At 67.3% G+C, this 18208-nt stretch carries 11 protein-coding genes; 6 read left to right on the top strand and 5 right to left on the bottom strand.

The genetic code is table 11. The features are described from left to right. The first annotated feature begins 120 nt into the window (after positions 1–120). Positions 121–450, top strand: coding sequence for a thioredoxin (trxA, locus tag NR101_RS10720; RefSeq protein WP_256776683.1), 330 nt, complete (start codon positions 121–123; stop codon positions 448–450). A gap of 221 nt (positions 451–671) precedes the next feature. After that, a complete protein-coding gene (gene rho, locus NR101_RS10715; RefSeq protein ID WP_256776684.1) occupies positions 672–2465 on the top strand; it encodes a transcription termination factor Rho in 1794 nt (597 codons plus the stop codon). A 274-nt stretch (positions 2466–2739) separates the two neighbouring features. On the opposite strand, the gene NR101_RS10710 is transcribed toward rho, so the two are convergent. Next, positions 2740–5277 (bottom strand): glycoside hydrolase family 3 protein, encoded by a 2538-nt coding sequence (locus NR101_RS10710; RefSeq protein ID WP_256776685.1) that lies wholly within the window; start codon positions 5275–5277, stop codon positions 2740–2742. Positions 5278–5655: 378 nt separating this feature from the next. On the opposite strand from NR101_RS10710, the gene NR101_RS10705 reads away from it, so the two are divergent. Beyond that, positions 5656–6663 (top strand): LacI family DNA-binding transcriptional regulator, encoded by a 1008-nt coding sequence (locus NR101_RS10705; protein ID WP_256776686.1) that lies wholly within the window; start codon positions 5656–5658, stop codon positions 6661–6663. A 14-nt stretch (positions 6664–6677) separates the two neighbouring features. Here the strand turns inward: NR101_RS10705 and NR101_RS10700 are convergent, their stop codons facing one another. Further along, positions 6678–7949 carry a sugar MFS transporter gene (locus tag NR101_RS10700; protein ID WP_256776687.1) on the bottom strand — a complete coding sequence of 424 codons (1272 nt, stop codon included), beginning with the start codon at positions 7947–7949 and terminating at the stop codon, positions 6678–6680. A 411-nt stretch (positions 7950–8360) separates the two neighbouring features. Here NR101_RS10700 and NR101_RS10695 point away from each other — a divergent pair, with 411 nt between their 5' ends. The 3 genes from NR101_RS10695 to NR101_RS10685 all read left to right on the top strand — a co-directional run bounded on the left by NR101_RS10695 (position 8361) and on the right by NR101_RS10685 (position 14242). Then, positions 8361–11360, top strand: coding sequence for a TonB-dependent receptor (locus tag NR101_RS10695; protein WP_256776688.1), 3000 nt, complete (start codon positions 8361–8363; stop codon positions 11358–11360). Positions 11361–11486: 126 nt separating this feature from the next. Then, positions 11487–12503, top strand: coding sequence for a cupin-like domain-containing protein (locus tag NR101_RS10690; protein WP_256776689.1), 1017 nt, complete (start codon positions 11487–11489; stop codon positions 12501–12503). Between the two features lie 170 nt (positions 12504–12673). Next, positions 12674–14242 (top strand): sensor domain-containing diguanylate cyclase, encoded by a 1569-nt coding sequence (locus NR101_RS10685; protein WP_256776690.1) that lies wholly within the window; start codon positions 12674–12676, stop codon positions 14240–14242. A gap of 64 nt (positions 14243–14306) precedes the next feature. On the opposite strand, the gene NR101_RS10680 is transcribed toward NR101_RS10685, so the two are convergent. The 3 genes from NR101_RS10680 to aceK form a co-directional block, all read right to left on the bottom strand. Further along, positions 14307–15089, bottom strand: coding sequence for an energy transducer TonB (locus tag NR101_RS10680; protein ID WP_256776691.1), 783 nt, complete (start codon positions 15087–15089; stop codon positions 14307–14309). Positions 15090–15268: 179 nt separating this feature from the next. After that, on the bottom strand, positions 15269–16144 hold the full coding sequence (locus NR101_RS10675; protein ID WP_256776692.1) for an energy transducer TonB: 876 nt from the start codon (positions 16142–16144) through the stop codon (positions 15269–15271). A gap of 57 nt (positions 16145–16201) precedes the next feature. Further along, positions 16202–17923 carry a bifunctional isocitrate dehydrogenase kinase/phosphatase gene (aceK, locus tag NR101_RS10670; protein ID WP_256776693.1) on the bottom strand — a complete coding sequence of 574 codons (1722 nt, stop codon included), beginning with the start codon at positions 17921–17923 and terminating at the stop codon, positions 16202–16204. Positions 17924–18208 lie beyond the last annotated feature (285 nt).

Here is an 18208-nt window from a genome sequence, read left to right as displayed (position 1 = left end):
TGGCGCACCGCTGACCGCCTGTGCGGTCACGAGGCAGCAGACGCGGACGGCACCGGTCGGTGGCGTCCAACTTCAACCTCCTCCGGCCCGGCCGGGTGCATTTCCAGACGAGAGACCAAGATGAGCGACAAGGTTGTACATGTCAGCACCGCTGACTTCCAAAGCGCAGTACTGGATTCCAAAGAGCCGGTGCTGGTCGATTTCTGGGCCGAATGGTGTGGCCCCTGCAAGATGATCGCCCCGGCGCTGGACGAGCTGGCCGACGCCTACAACGGGCGCGCCAAGATCGCCAAGGTCAACGTCGACGAACAGCGCGAACTGGCCGCCAAGTACCACGTGCGCTCGATCCCGATGCTGCTGGTCTTCAAGAACGGCGAAGTCCAGGCGCAGCAGGTTGGCGCGGTGGGCAAGGCCCAGCTCGCCGGCATGCTGGACAAGGCCCTGGCCTGACCCTGGCAGGCAGCCGGTCCCCTCCGGCTGCCACGCGGGCCTGCGCCCGCATGAATGACCCTGCCCCGCCCGGCTTGCGCGCTGCCGCGAGCCGGTGTTAGTGTCGGCATATCCGGCCGCATTCGCGCGCCGCATCTTCTGGACGTTGTTTCCTTCCAGATCCTTTCCCAACGTTCGCCGCCCTGCCGGGCGCTCGCACCTTCTAGCGAGGAATCCAGCACTTGTCCGATATCACTACTTCCGAACCCGGGAGCGCCGACGCGCCTGCCGAGAAGCGCGTGCGCAAGCCGCGCGTCGCCAAGGCCGCCGCCAACACCGCTGCCGAAACCGGTTCTTCTCCCACGCATCAATCCGCCCTGCCCCTGGCTGCCGCGCCTGACGCGCCGGCGCCGGTCGCCGCGCCGTCGGCACCGCAGCAGGCACCTGCCCCCCACGCTGGCGAATCCTCGTCGGGCCAGGGCGGTGCGCAGCAGGACACCGGCGACGGTGGCCAGCGCAACCACAACGGCAACGGCAACGGCAACAACGCACCCAAGGGCGGGCAGAACCCGTACCAGGGTCAAGGCCAAGGTCAGAACCAGGGCCAAGGCCAAGGTCAGGGCCAGGGCAACCGCCGCGACCGTTTCCGCAATCGCCGTGACCGCAGCCGCGGTGGCGATCGCTACAACGATGACGGTATGCCGCAGGACAACAACGAACCGCAGCAGCCGTTCGTGCGCAGCCAGCAGGCCAATGTGCCTGAAGGCTTCCCGGTCTATTCGCTGAGCGACCTCAAGCGGATGCCGGCGCAGAAGCTGCTGGAAATCGCCGAGCAGCTGCAGATCTCCGAAGGCGTGGCGCGTGCCCGCAAGCAGGACGTGATCTTCGCCCTGCTCAAGGTGCTCACCCGCCACGGCGACGGCGTCGCCGCCGACGGCGTGCTGGAAATCCTGCCCGACGGCTTCGGCTTCCTGCGCGCGGCCGAAGCCAGCTACCTGGCCGGCCCGGACGATACCTACATTTCGCCCAGCCAGATCCGCCGCTTCAACCTGCGTACCGGCGACCACCTGTCCGGCCGCATCCGCTTCCCGAAGGATGGCGAGCGTTACTTCGCGCTGTCGATCGTGGACACCATCAACGGTGAGCCGCTGGAAGCGTCCAAGAACAAGGTGCTGTTCGAGAACCTCACCCCGCTGTTCCCGCGCAAGCGCTTCACCCTGGAACGTGGCAACGGTTCGTCCGAAGACATCACCGGCCGCATCCTCGATCTGATGGCACCGCAGGGCAAGGGTCAGCGTTCGCTGATCGTCTCCCAGCCCAAGGCCGGTAAGACGATGATGATGCAGCAGGTGGCCACGGCGATCACCACCAATCATCCGGACGTGCACCTGATCGTGCTGCTGATCGACGAGCGCCCGGAAGAAGTGACCGAAATGCAGCGCACCGTGCGCGGCGAAGTCATCAGCTCCACCTTCGACGAGCCGGCCGCCCGTCACGTGCAGGTCGCCGAAATGGTGATCGAGCGTGCCAAGCGCCTGGTCGAGCACAAGAAAGACGTGGTGATCCTGCTCGACTCGATCACCCGCCTGGCACGTGCCTACAACAACGTGGTGCCCAGCTCCGGCAAGGTGCTTACCGGTGGTGTGGACGCCAACGCCCTGCACCGTCCGAAGCGCTTCTTCGGCGCGGCGCGTAACGTGGAGGAAGGCGGCAGCCTGACCATCATCGCCACCGCGCTGGTCGATACCGGCAGCAAGATGGACGAGGTGATCTACGAAGAGTTCAAGGGCACCGGCAACAGCGAAGTGCACCTGAGCCGTCGCATCTCTGAAAAGCGCGTGTTCCCGGCGATCGACATCAACCGCTCGGGCACCCGTCGCGAAGACCTGCTGATCGAACCGGAACTGCTGCAGAAGATCTGGATCCTGCGCAAGCTGCTGCATCCGATGGATGAAATGGCGGCAATGGAATTCCTGCTCGACAAGATGAAGAACACCAAGTCCAACGACGAGTTCTTCGGTTCGATGAAGCGCTGATCGGCGCGGCATCGAGATAGAAAAAGGCCCCGCACTGCGGGGCCTTTTTCGTCGCGCGGGGGGTAGAGCCGAGCCATGCTCGGCTGCTCTCCCATCCGGCATGAAACGGACCAGGGTAGAGCCGAGCCATGCTCGGCTGCTCTCCCATCCGGCACGAAACGAACCAGGGTAGAGCCGAGCCATGCTCGGCTGCTCTCCGATCCGGCATGAAACGAAGGTGGCGCAGAGGCCATCCTGGGCCGCCAGCCGAGCATGGCTCGGCTCTACCGTTGCTTCACGGGCAGCTGACCGCGCCCTCCGCCTTGTCCGCATCCACCGACACCCGCACCTGGGTGAACGCTGCAGCAAACGGTTTGTCCGCACTCACCACGAACGGCGCGTCCACCGCGCCCAAGTCCACGCCGTATTTGGCGAAGCACGCCAGCGGCACGGTCACCGTCTGCTTCTGCCCCGGCATCAGTTTGGCCAGCAGCGGTGCGATATCCACCCCGCCCTCGCAGCCGGTACCGCACTGCATGGTCACCTTCACCGGCACGGCCGGGCGCTGCACCAGCTGCACGTCGAACTGCAACGCGCCGTGGTTGCGCGCCAGTGCGCCGAGGTTGCGCCGCGAGGTACTGCGGGCGATGAGCTGCGCCGGCGCCAGCCACGTGACCTCCTTGGCGTCCTGCTGGGTGTTCACCTGCACCGTGCGCACCTGCACCACGGGCGCTGCGGTCGGCCACCGCAGCGTGGCATTGAGATCATTGCCCAGCGGCTGGGTGGCGCCGGCGGCGGCAACGTGCAGCGAGAACGGCGGCGTGTCGGCGCGGTTGAAGATCGGCAGCGTGGTCACGTCGCCGCAGTTGTCCGGGTTGGCTTCGGGCAGGCGCGCGACATTCCCTGCCGCACCGTAATGCAGGCCATAGCCCAGCGTGAACAGCGGCGGCTGCTTGGGATCCGGTCGGTCGATCGGCGCCGGGCACGGCACGCCCGGCCACGGGAAGCTCAGCCGGCCACGGAAATCATGCGCCGCCTTGCCGTCCTTGCCGGCCACCAGCACGTCGGTGACGCCCTTGCCCTCGGTGCCGGGCAGCCATGCTGCCACGAAGGCCTGCGACAGGTTGAGCAGGTCGTTGGTGTACATCGGGCGGCCGGAGAAATACACGGTCACCACCGGCTTGCCGGTCGCCGTGGCCGCGCGCAACACGGCCAGATCCTGCGGGTAGGTGCGGCTGTGGCTGACCGAATCGGAGGACAGGATGTCACCATTGGTTTCGGCATACGGTGTCTCCCCAACCACCGCGACCACGACGTCGAACTGCCCGGCATCCAGCCCGGTGCCATCGGCGCTGTAGGTCACCTGCTGCGCGCCCAGCTCGGCACGCAACGCACCGAGTACCGAATCGGCATTCGGGAAATCGGCGTTGGTGTTCTCCGTGCCCTGCCAGGTCAGCGACCAGCCACCGGCCTGGTCGGACAGGCTGTCGGCGCTCTTGCCCACCACCAGCACCCGCGCATCGCGGCGCAGCGGCAGCACCTTGTCCTGGTTCTTCAGCAGCACCAGCGACTCGCGCACCGCGCGGCGCGCCAATGCACGATCCTGCACGGCGTTGGCATCCCCGGCATGGCGGCTGTCGGAGGGTTTGTGCTCGAACAATCCGGCGCGCAGCTTCACCCGCAGGATGCGGGTGACCGCATCGTCGATGCGTGCCATCGGAATCTCACCGCGCTGCACCTGCGCGGTGGTGTTGGCGATGAACGCCTTCCAGTCGTCGGGCACCATCACCATATCGATGCCGGCATTGATCGCCTGGGCGCAGCTGTCGTTGCGGCAGCCGGGTACCTGGGCGATGCCGTTCCAGTCGGACACCACGAACCCGTCGAAGCCCATCTTGCCCTTCAACGCATCGGTGAGCAGTGCCTTGCTGCCGTGCATCTTGCCGTAGTCGACGCGGCCGGCACGGTCATTCCAGCTGTTGAACGAGGCCATCACCGTCTGCACGCCTTCACCGAGCGCACCGTAATACCCCTGGCCGTGCACGTTGATCATGGCCGCCTTGTCGAGCAGTGCTTCGCCCTGGTCGCGGCCGTTGTCGGTGGCGCCATCGCCGATGTAATGCTTGGCCGTCGCCACTACGTTGGCATCGTCGGCGAAGCGACCCTGTGCGCCCTTGACGTAGGCACGCGCGTACTCGCGCACCACGGCGGGATCGGAGGAGAAGCTCTCGTAGGTGCGGCCCCAGCGTGGGTCGTGGGCCACGGCCAGGGTGGGCGCGAACACCCAGTCGATGCCGGTGGCGCGGGTGGCGCGTGCGGTGGCCTGGCCGATGCGCTCGACCAGCTCGGCATCGCCGGCCGCGCCCAGGCCGATGTTGTGCGGGAACAGCGTCGCGCCATAGACGTTGTTGTGCCCGTGCACCGCATCGGTGCCCCAGATCACCGGAACCGGCGTGCGTGCGTCGGTGGCCAGCGAGGCCGCGCGGTAGGCATCGGCCAGCTGCAGCCACTGCGCCACCGTGGCGTGCTTGTCCATGCCCGGCCACGAGCCGCCGCCGTTGAGCACCGAGCCGATGTAGTACTGGCGGACCTGCTCGGGGGTGATGGTCTTGATCTCGGCCTGGGTCATCTGCCCGATCTTCTGCGCCAGGGTCATCTGCGCCAGGATCTGCTGCACGCGCGCTTCGATGGCGGCATCCGGCGTGATCGCGCTGGTCACCCGCGGCCAGTCCTTGAGCGTCTCGCCAGTGCCAGGCGCGGCGGCGACCGATGCGGCCAGGGCCAACAGCAGGCAGGTACCAAGGATGGTCTTGTTGGGGCTGTTCACTGACATCTACCTCCGGTGGGAATGACGCGCGATCGGGGTGGGCGCTGCCGCCGTCGGCCGCGCTGCGCGGCGCGCAGCACGTCGTGTCGACGACATTTGGATCGGTTCAACGCCCCTGGCTGACAGCGCTGTCATACAAAGCACGGCCATTGCTGTCAACCGCGCAGCGTCGCCATGGCGACGTCGGTCCCGCACCAGCAGGGGCTGGCGCTCAAACGCATGCGTGGATCAGGCTGTCAGTGTTGCGATGCCGCACGAAATCGACGGGTACGCCACAAGCCATCGCGGCATGGCAACATCCGCCTGCATCGGCAACACCGTTTCGACACCGCCGCACTACCATCGGCCTCTGCCGACCTGCTCCCACATAGGATCCACCGCACCATGCGTAGTCGAATCGAGGATGTCGCCGCGGTTGCGGGCGTTTCGATCAAGACCGTGTCCCGCGTGCTCAACAACGAGCCCAACGTGCGCACCGAAACCCGCGAGCGCGTGGCCGCGGCAGTGGCGCGGCTGGGCTACAAGCCCAACCTGTCCGCGCGCAGCCTGGCCGGGCAGCGCTCCTACGCATTGGCGCTGGTTTACAACAATCCCTCGCGCAATTACCTGATGGAAATCCAGAACGGCATGCTGGAAGCCTGCCACGCCAGCCACTACAACCTGATCCTGGGGCCGGTGGGCGTCGGCCGCAGCACCCTGCCCGACCTGGCGGCGCTGTTCGAGAACTCGCGTCCCGATGGCGTGGTGCTGATCCCGCCGCTGACCGACGACGCGGTGGTGCTGGCCTACCTGGAAGAGCACGAGATCCCGTTCGCCAGCATTGCCCCGCGCCATCCGGAAGGCCGCATCGGCGTGCGCATGGACGAGACCACCGCCGTGGTCGAGCTGATCGGCCACCTGGTTGCACAAGGCCACCGCCGCATTGCGCATATCAAGGGGCCGCGCGCGCACGGCGCCTGCCAGTGGCGCCTGGCCGGCTATCGCCAGGCACTGCGCGAACATGGCATCGCCTACGACCCGGCGCTGGTGGCCAGCGGGCAGTTCTCGTTCGAATCCGGTATCGAGGCGGCCAACGCGCTGCTCGACCTGCCGCAACCACCGACGGCGATCTTCGCCGCCAACGACGACATGGCGGCCGCGGTCTATCGCGTGGCCGGCCAACGGGGCCTGCGCGTCCCCAGGGACCTGTCGGTCTGCGGCTTCGACGACACGCCCATTGCCGGGCACATCTACCCGGCGCTGACCACCGTGCGGCAGCCCACCTCACGCATGGGCACGCTGGCTACCGAGCAGCTGATCGAGCGCATCCGCAGCCCGGACGGCGGCCGCATGGTCACCGTGGACCATGCGGTGCTCGTGCGTGAATCCACCCACGCACCGCGCCGCCGCTGAGCAGTGCGGCACCGCTAGGGGGAAAGGCGCGAGCCCCGCCACGCGTAAAAGACGATGTACAGGTAGCACAGCATCGGCAGCAGGAACGACAGCTGCAGGCCGTGGTGGTCGGCCACCCAGCCCATCGCCAGCGGGACCACCGCACCGCCCACGATGGCCATCACCAGCAGGCTGGAGCCCTTGCCGGTCAACGCGCCCAGCCGCGCGATGGCGAGCGCGAAGATGGTCGGGAACATGATCGAGTTGAACAGCCCGATGCTGACCACCGCCCACTTGGCCAACCCGCCACCGGCCAGCATGGTGACCGCCAGCAGCGCCATCACCACCAGCGCGAAGATGCCCAGCAGGCGGCGCGGGTCGAGCCGTGCCAGCAGCACGGTGCCGACCAGGCGCCCCACCAGCGCACCGCCCCAGTACAGCGACACATACCGGGTGGCTTCCTGCTCGGTGAGCCCTTCGCCGATGCCCGGCATCGACAGGAAGTTGACCAGCACGCTGCCGATGGATACCTCGGCGCCCACGTAGAAGAAGATCGCCAGCACGCCGTAGCGCAGGTGCGGATGCCGCAGCGCGTCGCGGATGCGCCCGCCGGTGGCGCCTTCTTCCACGCCCGGGATGGCCGGCAGGCGGAACATCCAGATGGCTGCGGCCAGCACGAACAGCGCCACCGCCAGGCCGAAGTACGGCAGCTGCACCGACTGCGCTTCGGCGGCGCGGTAAGCCAGCGCCTCTGCCTGCGGCAGCAGCGCCAGGGCTTCATCGGTGCGCGGTTCGGCCGACAGGATCAGCAGACCGCCAAACAGCGGCGCCAGCGTGGTGCCCAGTGCATTCATCGACTGCGCCAGCGTCAGCCGGCTGGACGCGGTCTGCTCCGGTCCCAGCAGCGCCACGTACGGGTTGGCCGCTACCTGCAGCACGGTGATGCCGGTGGCGAGCACGAACAACGCCGCCAGGAACAACCCGTACACATGCGCATGCGCCGCCGGCCAGAACAGCAGCGCGCCCACGCCGGCAATGGCCAGCCCGGCCACGATGCCGCGCTTGTAGCCCACCGCCGCGACCAACCGCCCTGCCGGCAGCGACATCAGGAAGTACGCACCAAAGAACGTGAACTGCACCAGCATCGCCTGCACCCAGGTGAGCGCGAAGGCGGCCTTGAGGTGCGGAATGAGGATGTCGTTGAGGCAGGTCAGGAAGCCCCACATGAAGAAGATCGCGGTGACCACCGTCAGCGCCACGCGGTTGCTTTGCACGTGTTGCCCGCGCACTGCAGCAGGGTTGTCCATTGCATGTCCTTGTTGAAGAGTATGCCAGCCATTCGGCGGCCACACATGGAACCCGCTTCGTCATCGATTGTCCAGCGCTGTCAGCGGACCGGACATGGGCGGCACGGCGGCCTGCTTCGGGCATCCGCGCAGTTTCGTTCTGCACTGCACAACGCTGCCTGCGTGCTGCAGCGGCAGCACGGGATACCGCAGGAAACACACCGCAGGCCCTGCGCCACGGTGCTTTACCGGTCGTCGATACGGCCCGGATGACAGCGCTGGACGTGGCGCCCGTGCCGGGCGGATCCGCAATGGCAGGGTCGATTGTTGACAACGCTGTCAACGATGGCCCCCAATCCGGCCCGTGTGCGGTTGAACCGTGCCATCACGCCGTAGGACGCCATTATCGATTTCCCTGGGGAGGGAGCTTTCATGAAGACGTACAAGGTCGTACCCCGCAAGGCGATGCTCACTTCCGCGCTGCTGGCCGTGCTGGCCAGCCCTGCCTGGGCGCAGGATCCGACCCGCCCGGCCACGGGCGAGGCGCCCGACCCGACCACGCTGGACGCGGTGCAGGTCACCGGCATCCGCGGCAGCCTCACCTCGTCGATGAACCTCAAGCGCGACAGCCAGGGCGTGGTCGACGGTATCGTCGCCGAAGACATCGGCAAGTTCCCCGATACCAACCTGGCCGAATCGCTGCAGCGCATCAGCGGCGTATCGATCGACCGCACCTCCAGCGGCGAAGGCTCCAAGGTGACCGTGCGCGGCATCGGCCCGGACTTCAACCTGGTGCTGCTCAACGGCCGCCAGATGCCGTCCTCCAACCTCGGCAACGGCGGTGGCGGACTGTCCGGCTCGCGCTCGTTCGACTTCGCCAACATCGCCTCCGAGTCGATCTCGGCGGTGGAGGTGTACAAGACCACCCGCGCCGACAATCCCACCGGCGGCATCGGTGCCACCATCGACATCAAGACGATGCGTCCGCTGGAATCCGAGCCGGTGATCAGCCTCGGCCTGAAGGCGGTCAACGACAGCTCCAACGACAACCTGCCGCGTACCCTGCAGGGCTCCAGCGTCACCGGCGAACTGTCGGGCATCTTCAGCCAGCGCTACGCCGACGACCGCTTCGGCGTGACCCTGAGCGGTAGCTACCAGGAGCGCGACTCCGGCTTCAACCAGGCCACCGTGGCCGAAGGCTGGGCCACCTTCTACGGCAATGAAAGCAGCGACTGGCGCGCCCTGCCGCAGCCGGGCCAGGGCTACGCGGACCGCATCCAGAACCGCCCCGGCCCCAGCGATGTGTACGCGCGCCCGCAGAACACCGCCTACAACGTCAATGGCGTGCAGCGCCAGCGCACCAACGGCCAGGCCACCTTCCAGTGGAAGCCAGCGGACAACATCACCACCACGCTCGATTACACCTACGTGGAAAACAAGGTGCAGCAGCAGCGCAGCGAACTCTCGGTGTGGTTCAACTACGGGCCCGGCGACAGCACCTGGACCAACGGCCCGATATCGGCGCCGATCATCTACAGCGAGGACATGACCAACTCGGACGTGTCGATGGGCGGCATGAAGCTGGCCACCAAGAACACCATGGACTCGCTCGGCTTCAACGTGGACTGGGAAGTGAACGACGCGCTGGACCTGTCCTTCGACGTCCACAACTCCACCGCCGAATCCCAGCCCGATGGCCCGTACGGCTCTGCTGGCGTACTCGGCGTGGCCGCCTTCGTGCGCGGCAAGACCACGGTGGATTACAGCGGCGACCTGCCGATCATCAACATCGCGCTGCCGCCGGGCGGCGTGCAGGCCGCCGATGCGCTGGTCACCGGTTCGGTGTTCCAGAACAGCTACAACAAATCCAAGGTGCAGCAGTACCAGGGCCGCGGTACGTTCAAGTTCGCCGACTATTCCGCGCTGGACTTCGGCGTAGGCCACACCAAGGTGGAGAACCGCTCGGCCTCGGCGATCATGCAGCGCGACACGTGGGGCGGCCTGGGCAGTCCGGCCGACTACGACGACAGCATCTGGTACGCCGATGACATGGCCAGGTACTTCGATGCGTTCTCCGGCCACAGCGATCCGCGCCTGACCGGGCAGTTCCTGGTATTCGACTTCGACCGCCTGCGCGAGCGCGCCGGCCAGGTCGCCGCCAACGGCGAGCCGCCCTGCCCCACCTGCTACCTGGCGCCCACCGAGTACACCGAAGACATCCGCACCACCGAAACCTCCAAGAGCGCCTACCTGCAGTACCGCACCACCTTCGACGGGTCGATGCCGCTGCATGTGGCCGCCGGCGTGCGCTACGAGCAGACCGAGGTGGAATCGACCGCGCTGGTGCGCGTACCGACCAGCATCAACTGGGGCTCGGCCAATGAGTTCAACCTGGGCTACGCCGCCGAGGGCACCTTCATCGGCGGCAAGGGCAAGTACGACTACGTGCTGCCCAACGTGGACCTGAAGCTGGACCTGTCCGAAACACTCGCGCTGCGCGGCAGCTACAGCCGCAGCATCGGCCGGCCCGGCTGGACCCAGATCGACAGCGGTCGGCGCTTCGACAACATCGTGCGCACCCAGGGCGGCACCGGCTCACGCGGCAACCCGGCCCTGGAGCCGCTGCTGTCGGACAACTTCGACCTGTCGCTGGAGTGGTACTACGGCCAATCCAGCTACGCCTCGGTCGGCTTCTTCCGCAAGAACATCAAGAACTTCATCAGCAACACCATCGTGCGCGACAACAGCGCCGGGCTGCATACGCCGGTGGGCGGCACCTACTGGAACGAGGCGTTGGCATCGGGCTGCGGCGTCACCGACATGCCGTGCATCCGCGATTACATCTTCGCCAACCACGACGGCGATCCGGGCGTGACCGCCACCGGCACCAACTCGGCCGGGCAGCGCACCGGCACCATCGTCGGCCAGCCCGGCGACCCGGTGGCCGGGTTCGACATCACCGTGCCGGCCAACCAGCGTTCGGACCACCTGGACGGCTGGGAACTGAGCGTGCAGCAGTTGTTCGGGCAGACCGGTTTCGGGCTGGCCGCCAACTACACCAAGGTGAAGTCCGGGCTGACCTTCGACAACCTGAGCCTGGGCGACCAGTACCCGATGATCGGCCTGAGCGATTCGGCCAACCTGGTGCTGTTCTACGAGAAGTACAACTGGCAGGTGCGTGCGGCCTACAACTGGCGCGACACGTTCCTCAACGGCATCGGTGGCCAGGGCCCGAACCCCAACTACACCGATGCCTATGGCCAGCTGGATCTGAACATCAGCTACGCGGTCAGCGACCAGCTCACCCTGAGCATGGAAGCGATCAACCTCACCGACGAAACCATGCGCACTTACTCGCGCCACACCAACATGCTGCGCTACGCCACCCAGACCGGCCCGCGTTACATGTTCGGCGTGCGCTACAAGTTCTGATCCCACCCGGGCCGCCCGTCGGTCGGCCGCTCCATGCGAGCGGCCGCTCCGCCTTGCGATCGGTCGCTTCACGCGCCTGCCGTGCGCTACGGTGGGCGCCATCCCCTCCATCCCCCGAGGATGTCCATGTCCCCCCTGCCCGGCCCGATCGACGAGATCCCGGATCTGGATCCGGCGCAACTGCCCGCGCTTCTGCCGTCGTGGACCACCCCGAAGGTGCTGCGCGGACTGGTCGCCCACTGGCCGATGGTGGCCGCCGCGCGTGACTCGGCGGCGTCCGCGGTGCGCCATCTCAAGCAGTTCGACCATGGCCAGATGCCGGTCACCGCCACCACGGCCGCACCGCAGGCGCAGGGCCGGATCTTCTACAACGCGGACATGAGCGGCTTCAACTTCCGCCGCGAGCAGATCGCGCTGAAGGTAGTGCTGGACACGCTGCTCAAATACCAGGGCGAAGCGGCCCCGCCCACCATCTACGTCGCCTCCACCACGCTCGACAGTTTCCTGCCCGGCTTCGCGGCGGCCAATCCGCTCGCGCTCGGCGTGCCCGATCCATTGACCAGCATCTGGATCGGCAACCGCTCGCGCATCGCCGCCCACCAGGACGTGCCGGACAACCTGGCCTGCGTGGCGGCCGGGCGGCGCCGGGTGACGCTGTTCCCACCCGGGCAGATCGACAACCTGTACATCGGGCCGCTGGACTTCACCCCGGCCGGCCAGGCGGTCAGCCTGGTCGACTTCGCCGCGCCGGACCTGCAGCGCTTCCCGCGCTTCCCCCAGGCGCTCGCACAGGCCCAGGTCGCCGAGCTGGGCCCGGGCGATGCGGTGTTCATTCCCTCGTTGTGGTGGCACCACATGGAAGGCCTGGAGGCGTTCAACGTCCTGGTCAACACCTGGTGGCGACCGGTACCGGCGTGGATGGATGCACCGATGAATGCCCTGATGCTGGCGATGCTGGCCCTGCGCGAGCTGCCACCCACGCAACGCTCGCATTGGCGGGAGGTGTTCGATCATTACGTGTTCGAGGCCGGCGAGGGAACCCGCGCGCATATTCCCGCACACGTGCGCGGCGTGCTGGCACCGCTGGATGCCACCACGGCCGGCAACGTGCGCAGCGTGCTGCGCAAGCGCCTGGAGCGCTGAGTGCTGCGGCACGCAGCCGCTTCACCCACGCAGCTGCGGAATCCGCAATAATCCGCGCCGTGACCGTAGTCCGCCCGGGAGCGGGGAAATCGTGCGCTCCTGATTGCTCCACCGTTGCCGTTCCATCCGTCCCTCGGCTGGCGCTGCACCCTGCCAGTCTGAACGCCCCCATGCGCCCGTTTTCGACCCGCCTCAACCTGGGCAAGCTGATCCTTGCCCTGGCCCTGCTCAGTGCCCTGATCGCGCTGGCCAACACGCTGCACGCCAGTTACCGGGTGCAGCGCGAGCAGTTGATCGGCAATACCCTGGAAGCCAACCGGGTGTATGCCAGCAAGCTGGCCGAGACCACCCAGAACTTCATCCAGTCCGCGCAGCAGCAGCTGGCCTACAGCGCCACCACGCTGGGCCAGCGCGCGCACGACCGCAGCGAACTTGAAGCCGAGGCGGCGCGCCTGCAGCTGCAGACCAACAGTTTCAATTCGGTGCTGATCGTCGACCCGGCCGGCACCGTGCTGGCTACCTCGCCGCAGAGCCTGGCCCTGCAGGGCGTGGTGCTCAACAGCCGCGGCAACAAGGAAGCGCTGGCGCGGCGCATGCCGTTCATCAGCGATCCCTACCAGTCCGCCACGGGACGGCTGCTGGTGGCGATCTCGCACCCGATCTTCAGCGCGCAGGGCCAGTACAAGGGCTACGTCAGCGGCACCATTTACCTGCGCGAGCGCAGCATCCTGCAGACGCTGCTGGGCAAGCACTACTACCGCGATGGCTCCTACCTGTACGTGGTCGACCGCAACGGCCGCATCCTGTACCACATCGAGCCGGCCCGGGTCGGTCAGGTCGCGATGGAAAACCCGGTGGTGCAGGCGGTCAGCAAGGGCCACTCCGGCGCCCAGCAGGTGCGCAACAGCCACGGCGTGCAGATGCTGGCCGGCTATGCACCGGTGCCGATCGTCGGCTGGGGTGTGGTTGCCCAGCGTCCGACCGAGGCGACGCTGTCGGCGCTGTCCACGCTGATGGCAGCGGTGATCTGGAACGCCATACCGCTGGGCGTGCTGTCGCTGCTGATCACCTGGTGGTTTGCCCGGCGCATCTCGCTGCCGCTGTGGCAGCTGGCGCGCAACGTGCAGAACCGCGACACCGGCATCGCCATCCGCCATGTCAGCAGCATCCGCGCCTGGTACTACGAAGTGGCACAGCTCAAGCAGGCGCTGCTGTACAGCTTCAACCTGCTGCAGGACCGTATCGGCAAGCTCAACCGTGCCAGCATGACCGACCCGCTCACCGGCCTGCAGAACCGGCGCGGGCTGCAGCAGGGGCTGGAGGACTGGCAGGCGCGCGGGCAGCCGTTCGGGATCATCGCGCTGGACATCGACCGCTTCAAGACCATCAACGACCGCTTCGGGCATGCGGTGGGCGACGCGGTGATCCTGCGCATCGCGCAGCTGATGCGCGACGATTCGCGCGATACCGACCTGCTGTGCCGCAACGGCGGCGAGGAATTCCTGATCCTGCTGCCGGGCATCGACACCGAGGCCTCGGCACGCATCGCCGAGCGCCTGCGCCTGCAGGTGGCGGCCGAGGTGTTCGAAGAGGTCGGCTCGGTCACGGTGTCACTCGGCATAGCCCACTACCCCAGCTACCACGACGACCCGCTGCAGGCGCTGCGACTTGCCGACAAGGCGCTGTACATGGCCAAGGAACAGGGCCGCAATCGCACGGTGGTGTACCCGCACGCGTGAGGGTGCGGGCGGCGCCGGGGCCACCTCGGCGCCGCTGATCCACAGCGACGTCGACGACGGCGGCTCAGCCCTGGCCGAGCACCGTCTTGAGGACCGGGCCGCGGGTGTCGCCGGCCACATACACGCCGTCACCCAGCGCGTCCGGCGCTACCGTCACGCGCTCGGGCTGCTGCCACGCCGCCCGCTGGCGCGGGCCGGGCAGGTACGGTTCCCATGCGGGAACGTCACCCGAGGGACGCTGGTCGGCGTAGCGCACCGGGAACCGCACCACCCAGGTCTCGCGATCGGCCAATGGGCCCTGCGTGGGGATGCGGAACTGCCAGTCACGGACCGCCTGGATGGCGCTGTTGGCAAATGCAGTGCGGACCGTGTCGAGCTGGCGCGGTGGCACCAGCACGCGCAGGTTGACCTGCTCGGCGGCGACATTGCGCACCTTGCCATCGCGGCCCACCTGGATCAGCAGGAACACGTCGGCGGCGGCACCGCGACCGGCGGTGCGCACCGGATAGGTCGGCACCGAACCGCTCAGCCGCGCCGGCCGGGTCAGATCGTCTTCCCGATAGTCCATGAAACTGGCGCTGCGGATCTCGATCCGTGCACTGCCATCGCCCTGGACCTTGCCGACCACGCGCAGCGAGACCGGCGTGGTGATGGGCACCGCCTTCCCATCCTGCAGCGTCGGCTCGAATTCCCAGCCGGCCATCGATTCCTTGACGAAGCCGACCACGCCGGCGGGGATCACCTGTTCGTCCTTCAGGCGCACCGCGACCACGTGTCCATCAGCACCGATATCGAGGCTGCCGTGAATCCGCATGCTCGATTCCACCTGGTCCTGCAACGCCCGCATGCTGGGAGCCGCCTCGACCCTTTCGGGGCTTCCGGTCACGCCAGCCAGGCCCATCCCGGCGACCAACATCCAACGCAATGATGACCACATTGCCATGACTCCTTGTCTTGATCGGACCACCAGCCTAGCAAACCACGCAGGTCGATTCGTCGACATCGGCCCAGCGCTGGCGCGCCGGATCAGCCACCGAGCGGGGTCAGCAACTGTGGCCCCTTGGGCGCTGCGTCGGCCATGAACACGCCGCCGGCGGGCAGCAGGTCGGCGTTGTCATCGGCCAGGGCTTTGTCGGCGCGCCACGGGGCCTGCTGTCGCGGACCCGGGATATACGCATCCCAGACGCCGTAGCGCTCTTCCCGGCCATCATTGAACGCAAACCGCACCGGCACGCGCACGGTCCAGCTGGCATCGTCCTTGTTTTCACCGGTGGTCGGCACCTTGAACGTCCACTTGCGCGCGGCCCCCATCGAGGCCCGCGAGAGTTTGTCGCGCATCTTGCGCATGCCGGCCTCGGTGGTGGCCAGGCGCAGGTTGACCTGTTCGGTGGCCACGTCAATTACCTTGCCGTCGCGACCGATCTTCAGCAACAGCAGCACGTCGCCGCGCCCGCCGGCGTAGTACACGTCTTCGGGGAAGGCCGGCGGCGGCAGCTTCAGCCGTGTCACGTTGTCGGTGGAAGTGTCGTCGTACTGCTCGAAGCTGGCTGCCAGCAGGGAAACCTGCTGGCGGCCGTCCGGCTGCACCTTGCCGCCCAGGCGGATGCTGACGGGGGTCCGCGCCTTGACCGCACGCCCGTCCACGCGGCCAGGTTCAAACCGCCAGGTCTGCACCGTCTCCTCGACGAAGCGCACGATCATGTCATTGACCTGATCGCGCCTGTCCATCTGGAAGGCCTCGACCCGACCGTCGGCGTCGATGTCGATCTGGCCAGTCAGCACCATGCTGGCCTCGGCCTGCTGCAGCACCTCCCGCCGCGATTGCGAGGCTGCATCGGGGACCATGGACATACCGACACCGCCGACGGCGAGGGCCAGCGCAAGAATATGGAATGAACGCATCGCACCTGCTCCTTGTGGATGCACCGAAGCGTAGCGCAGGCAGGCACTGCCGGCCAATCATGCCAACCTATGGTTGGCCGCATAAGGCGGGGTATCGGGAAAATCGCCCGTCGCGAAGCGCGCCTGCAGGCCCTGCCACCACGCCGGGTCGAACAGATGCCCGAAGCGCTCGCGCACGGCGGCCAGCTCGGCTGCCGGCAAGCCCATGAACATCCAGAAGCGCTCGGGGAAGACATCCCGCGGCCCGATCTGGAACCACGGCTCGTCGGCCAAGGCGTCTTCTTCGTTGCGCGGCGTCGGCCACGCGCGGAAGTTGCATTCGCTGACCAGGCACAGCTCGTCGTAGTCGTAGAACACCGCGCGCCCATGGCGCGACACGCCGAAGTTCTTGGGCAGCATGTCGCCGGGGAAAATGTTGTTGCGCGCCATGTCGGTAATGGCCTGCGCATAGTCCAGCGCGGCGTTGCGCCGGCCATCGCCGCCCTGCTCGCGCAGGTACAGGTTGAGCGGACGGAAGCGGCGCTGCACGTAGCACAGCGCGATCACCAGCTCATCGCCGTCTTCGCTGACGCTGGCGCTGCACTGGTGCAGCAGTTCCTCCAGCAGCGCCGGGGCAAAGCGCGCGCGTGGGAAGCGCAGGTAGCGATAAGGCTGCGCATCAAGCAGGCGCCCGACGCGATCGAGGTTGAACACCAGGGCATACTTCTCTTCGACCTGGTGGCGCGTCATCGTCTTGGGCCAGGCGAAACGGTCGCGGATCAGCTTGAACACCAGCGGATAGCTGGGCAGGGTGAACACCGCCATGACCATGCCGGGCGTGCCATCGGCGTGCACCAGCTGCTCGCCCGGATGATCCTGGAAGTGCCGGAAGAAAGTGCGGTAGCGCTCGGTCTTGCCCTGCTTGGCGCGGCCCAGCACGGTGTAGATCTCATCGATGGGCTTGGCCGGCAGCAGGCTGCGCAGGAACACCACCGCGTCGCCGACCGTGGCCAGGTCGGCCTGGAAATAGCTGCGCGAGACCCCGAACAGATGCGCCACATCGCGGCGGCCAGTCAATACCGCTTCCGCGCGTAGGCCCTGCCCATCGTTGACCAGCACGATCACGCACGGGGAAAAACGGTGCTCGCCAAATACCCGGCCGACCAGATAGGCGCGACGTTCGCGGTAGAACACCGTGTCCAGCAGCTCGATGCTGCGCACCGGATAGTCGCCCCAATGGGCCAGGTCATCCTGCAGCCGCACCGCGATCGCCGCCGCGCAGCGCAGCTGGTGCGCATAGGGGACATCGAAGCGATAGTCGCCCAGCACCCGCAGCAGCGCTTCGGCGGGGCGGCTGGCCGACACGGTATAGCTGTGCCGCGCCACCGGATGGGTGATCGCGTCGGAGGGCTCCACGTCCATCGCCATGAACTCGATCACCGCATCCACGCCCTGCGTGGCGAACAACCGCCGCGCCAGGGTGTTGTAGAAGGTCTTGTACAGCTCGGCATCGATCAGGGTATCGAGCAGCACGGCGTAGGCCTGGCGTATCTGCAGCCACAACGCGCGCGTACCAATGGCATCGCCGGCGGCGCGCCGCAACGCATCCACGGTCTGCGCGATGCAGTGGTCATACAGCCCGATCCGCTCCACCGCGTCACCGCGCGCGCCGGCCCAGTCACGCGTTTCAAAGCGCACCCGCGCCCGCCGCGTCACCGCCGCAAAGCGCGCATGATAGGCCTCGAATCCGTCGCGGATGAGTTCCGCCAGCACTCGAGCATCGCAATCGGCACCACGCATGCAGGCAGACCCATCAAAGACCTGACCCAACCATACGACACCAAACACGCGCCCGGGTAGCGGCGACGGTTGTTCGGCCGCGGGGTCAATGGAACGGCTCTTCTGCCCTCCGCGTGGCGAGCATGAAGCGCGCTTTGACCCTTCCCAGGCGCGGTGGTCGGTGGGTCGGGCGCTGGGCCCCCATGCCCTTTCCGGCGAATGTCCTCTGGCCGCGGAGCGGCCTCCTCCTTTATTTCGCCTCCAAGGGCATGGGCGCCCAGCGCCCGACCCACCGACCAGCGCCAA

This window comes from Stenotrophomonas sp. Ste86, from assembly GCF_024519465.1.
Taxonomy (GTDB): domain Bacteria; phylum Pseudomonadota; class Gammaproteobacteria; order Xanthomonadales; family Xanthomonadaceae; genus Stenotrophomonas.
The sequence above is the reverse complement of the archived record's forward strand: the minus strand, read 5'-3'. Positions and strand labels throughout refer to the sequence as shown.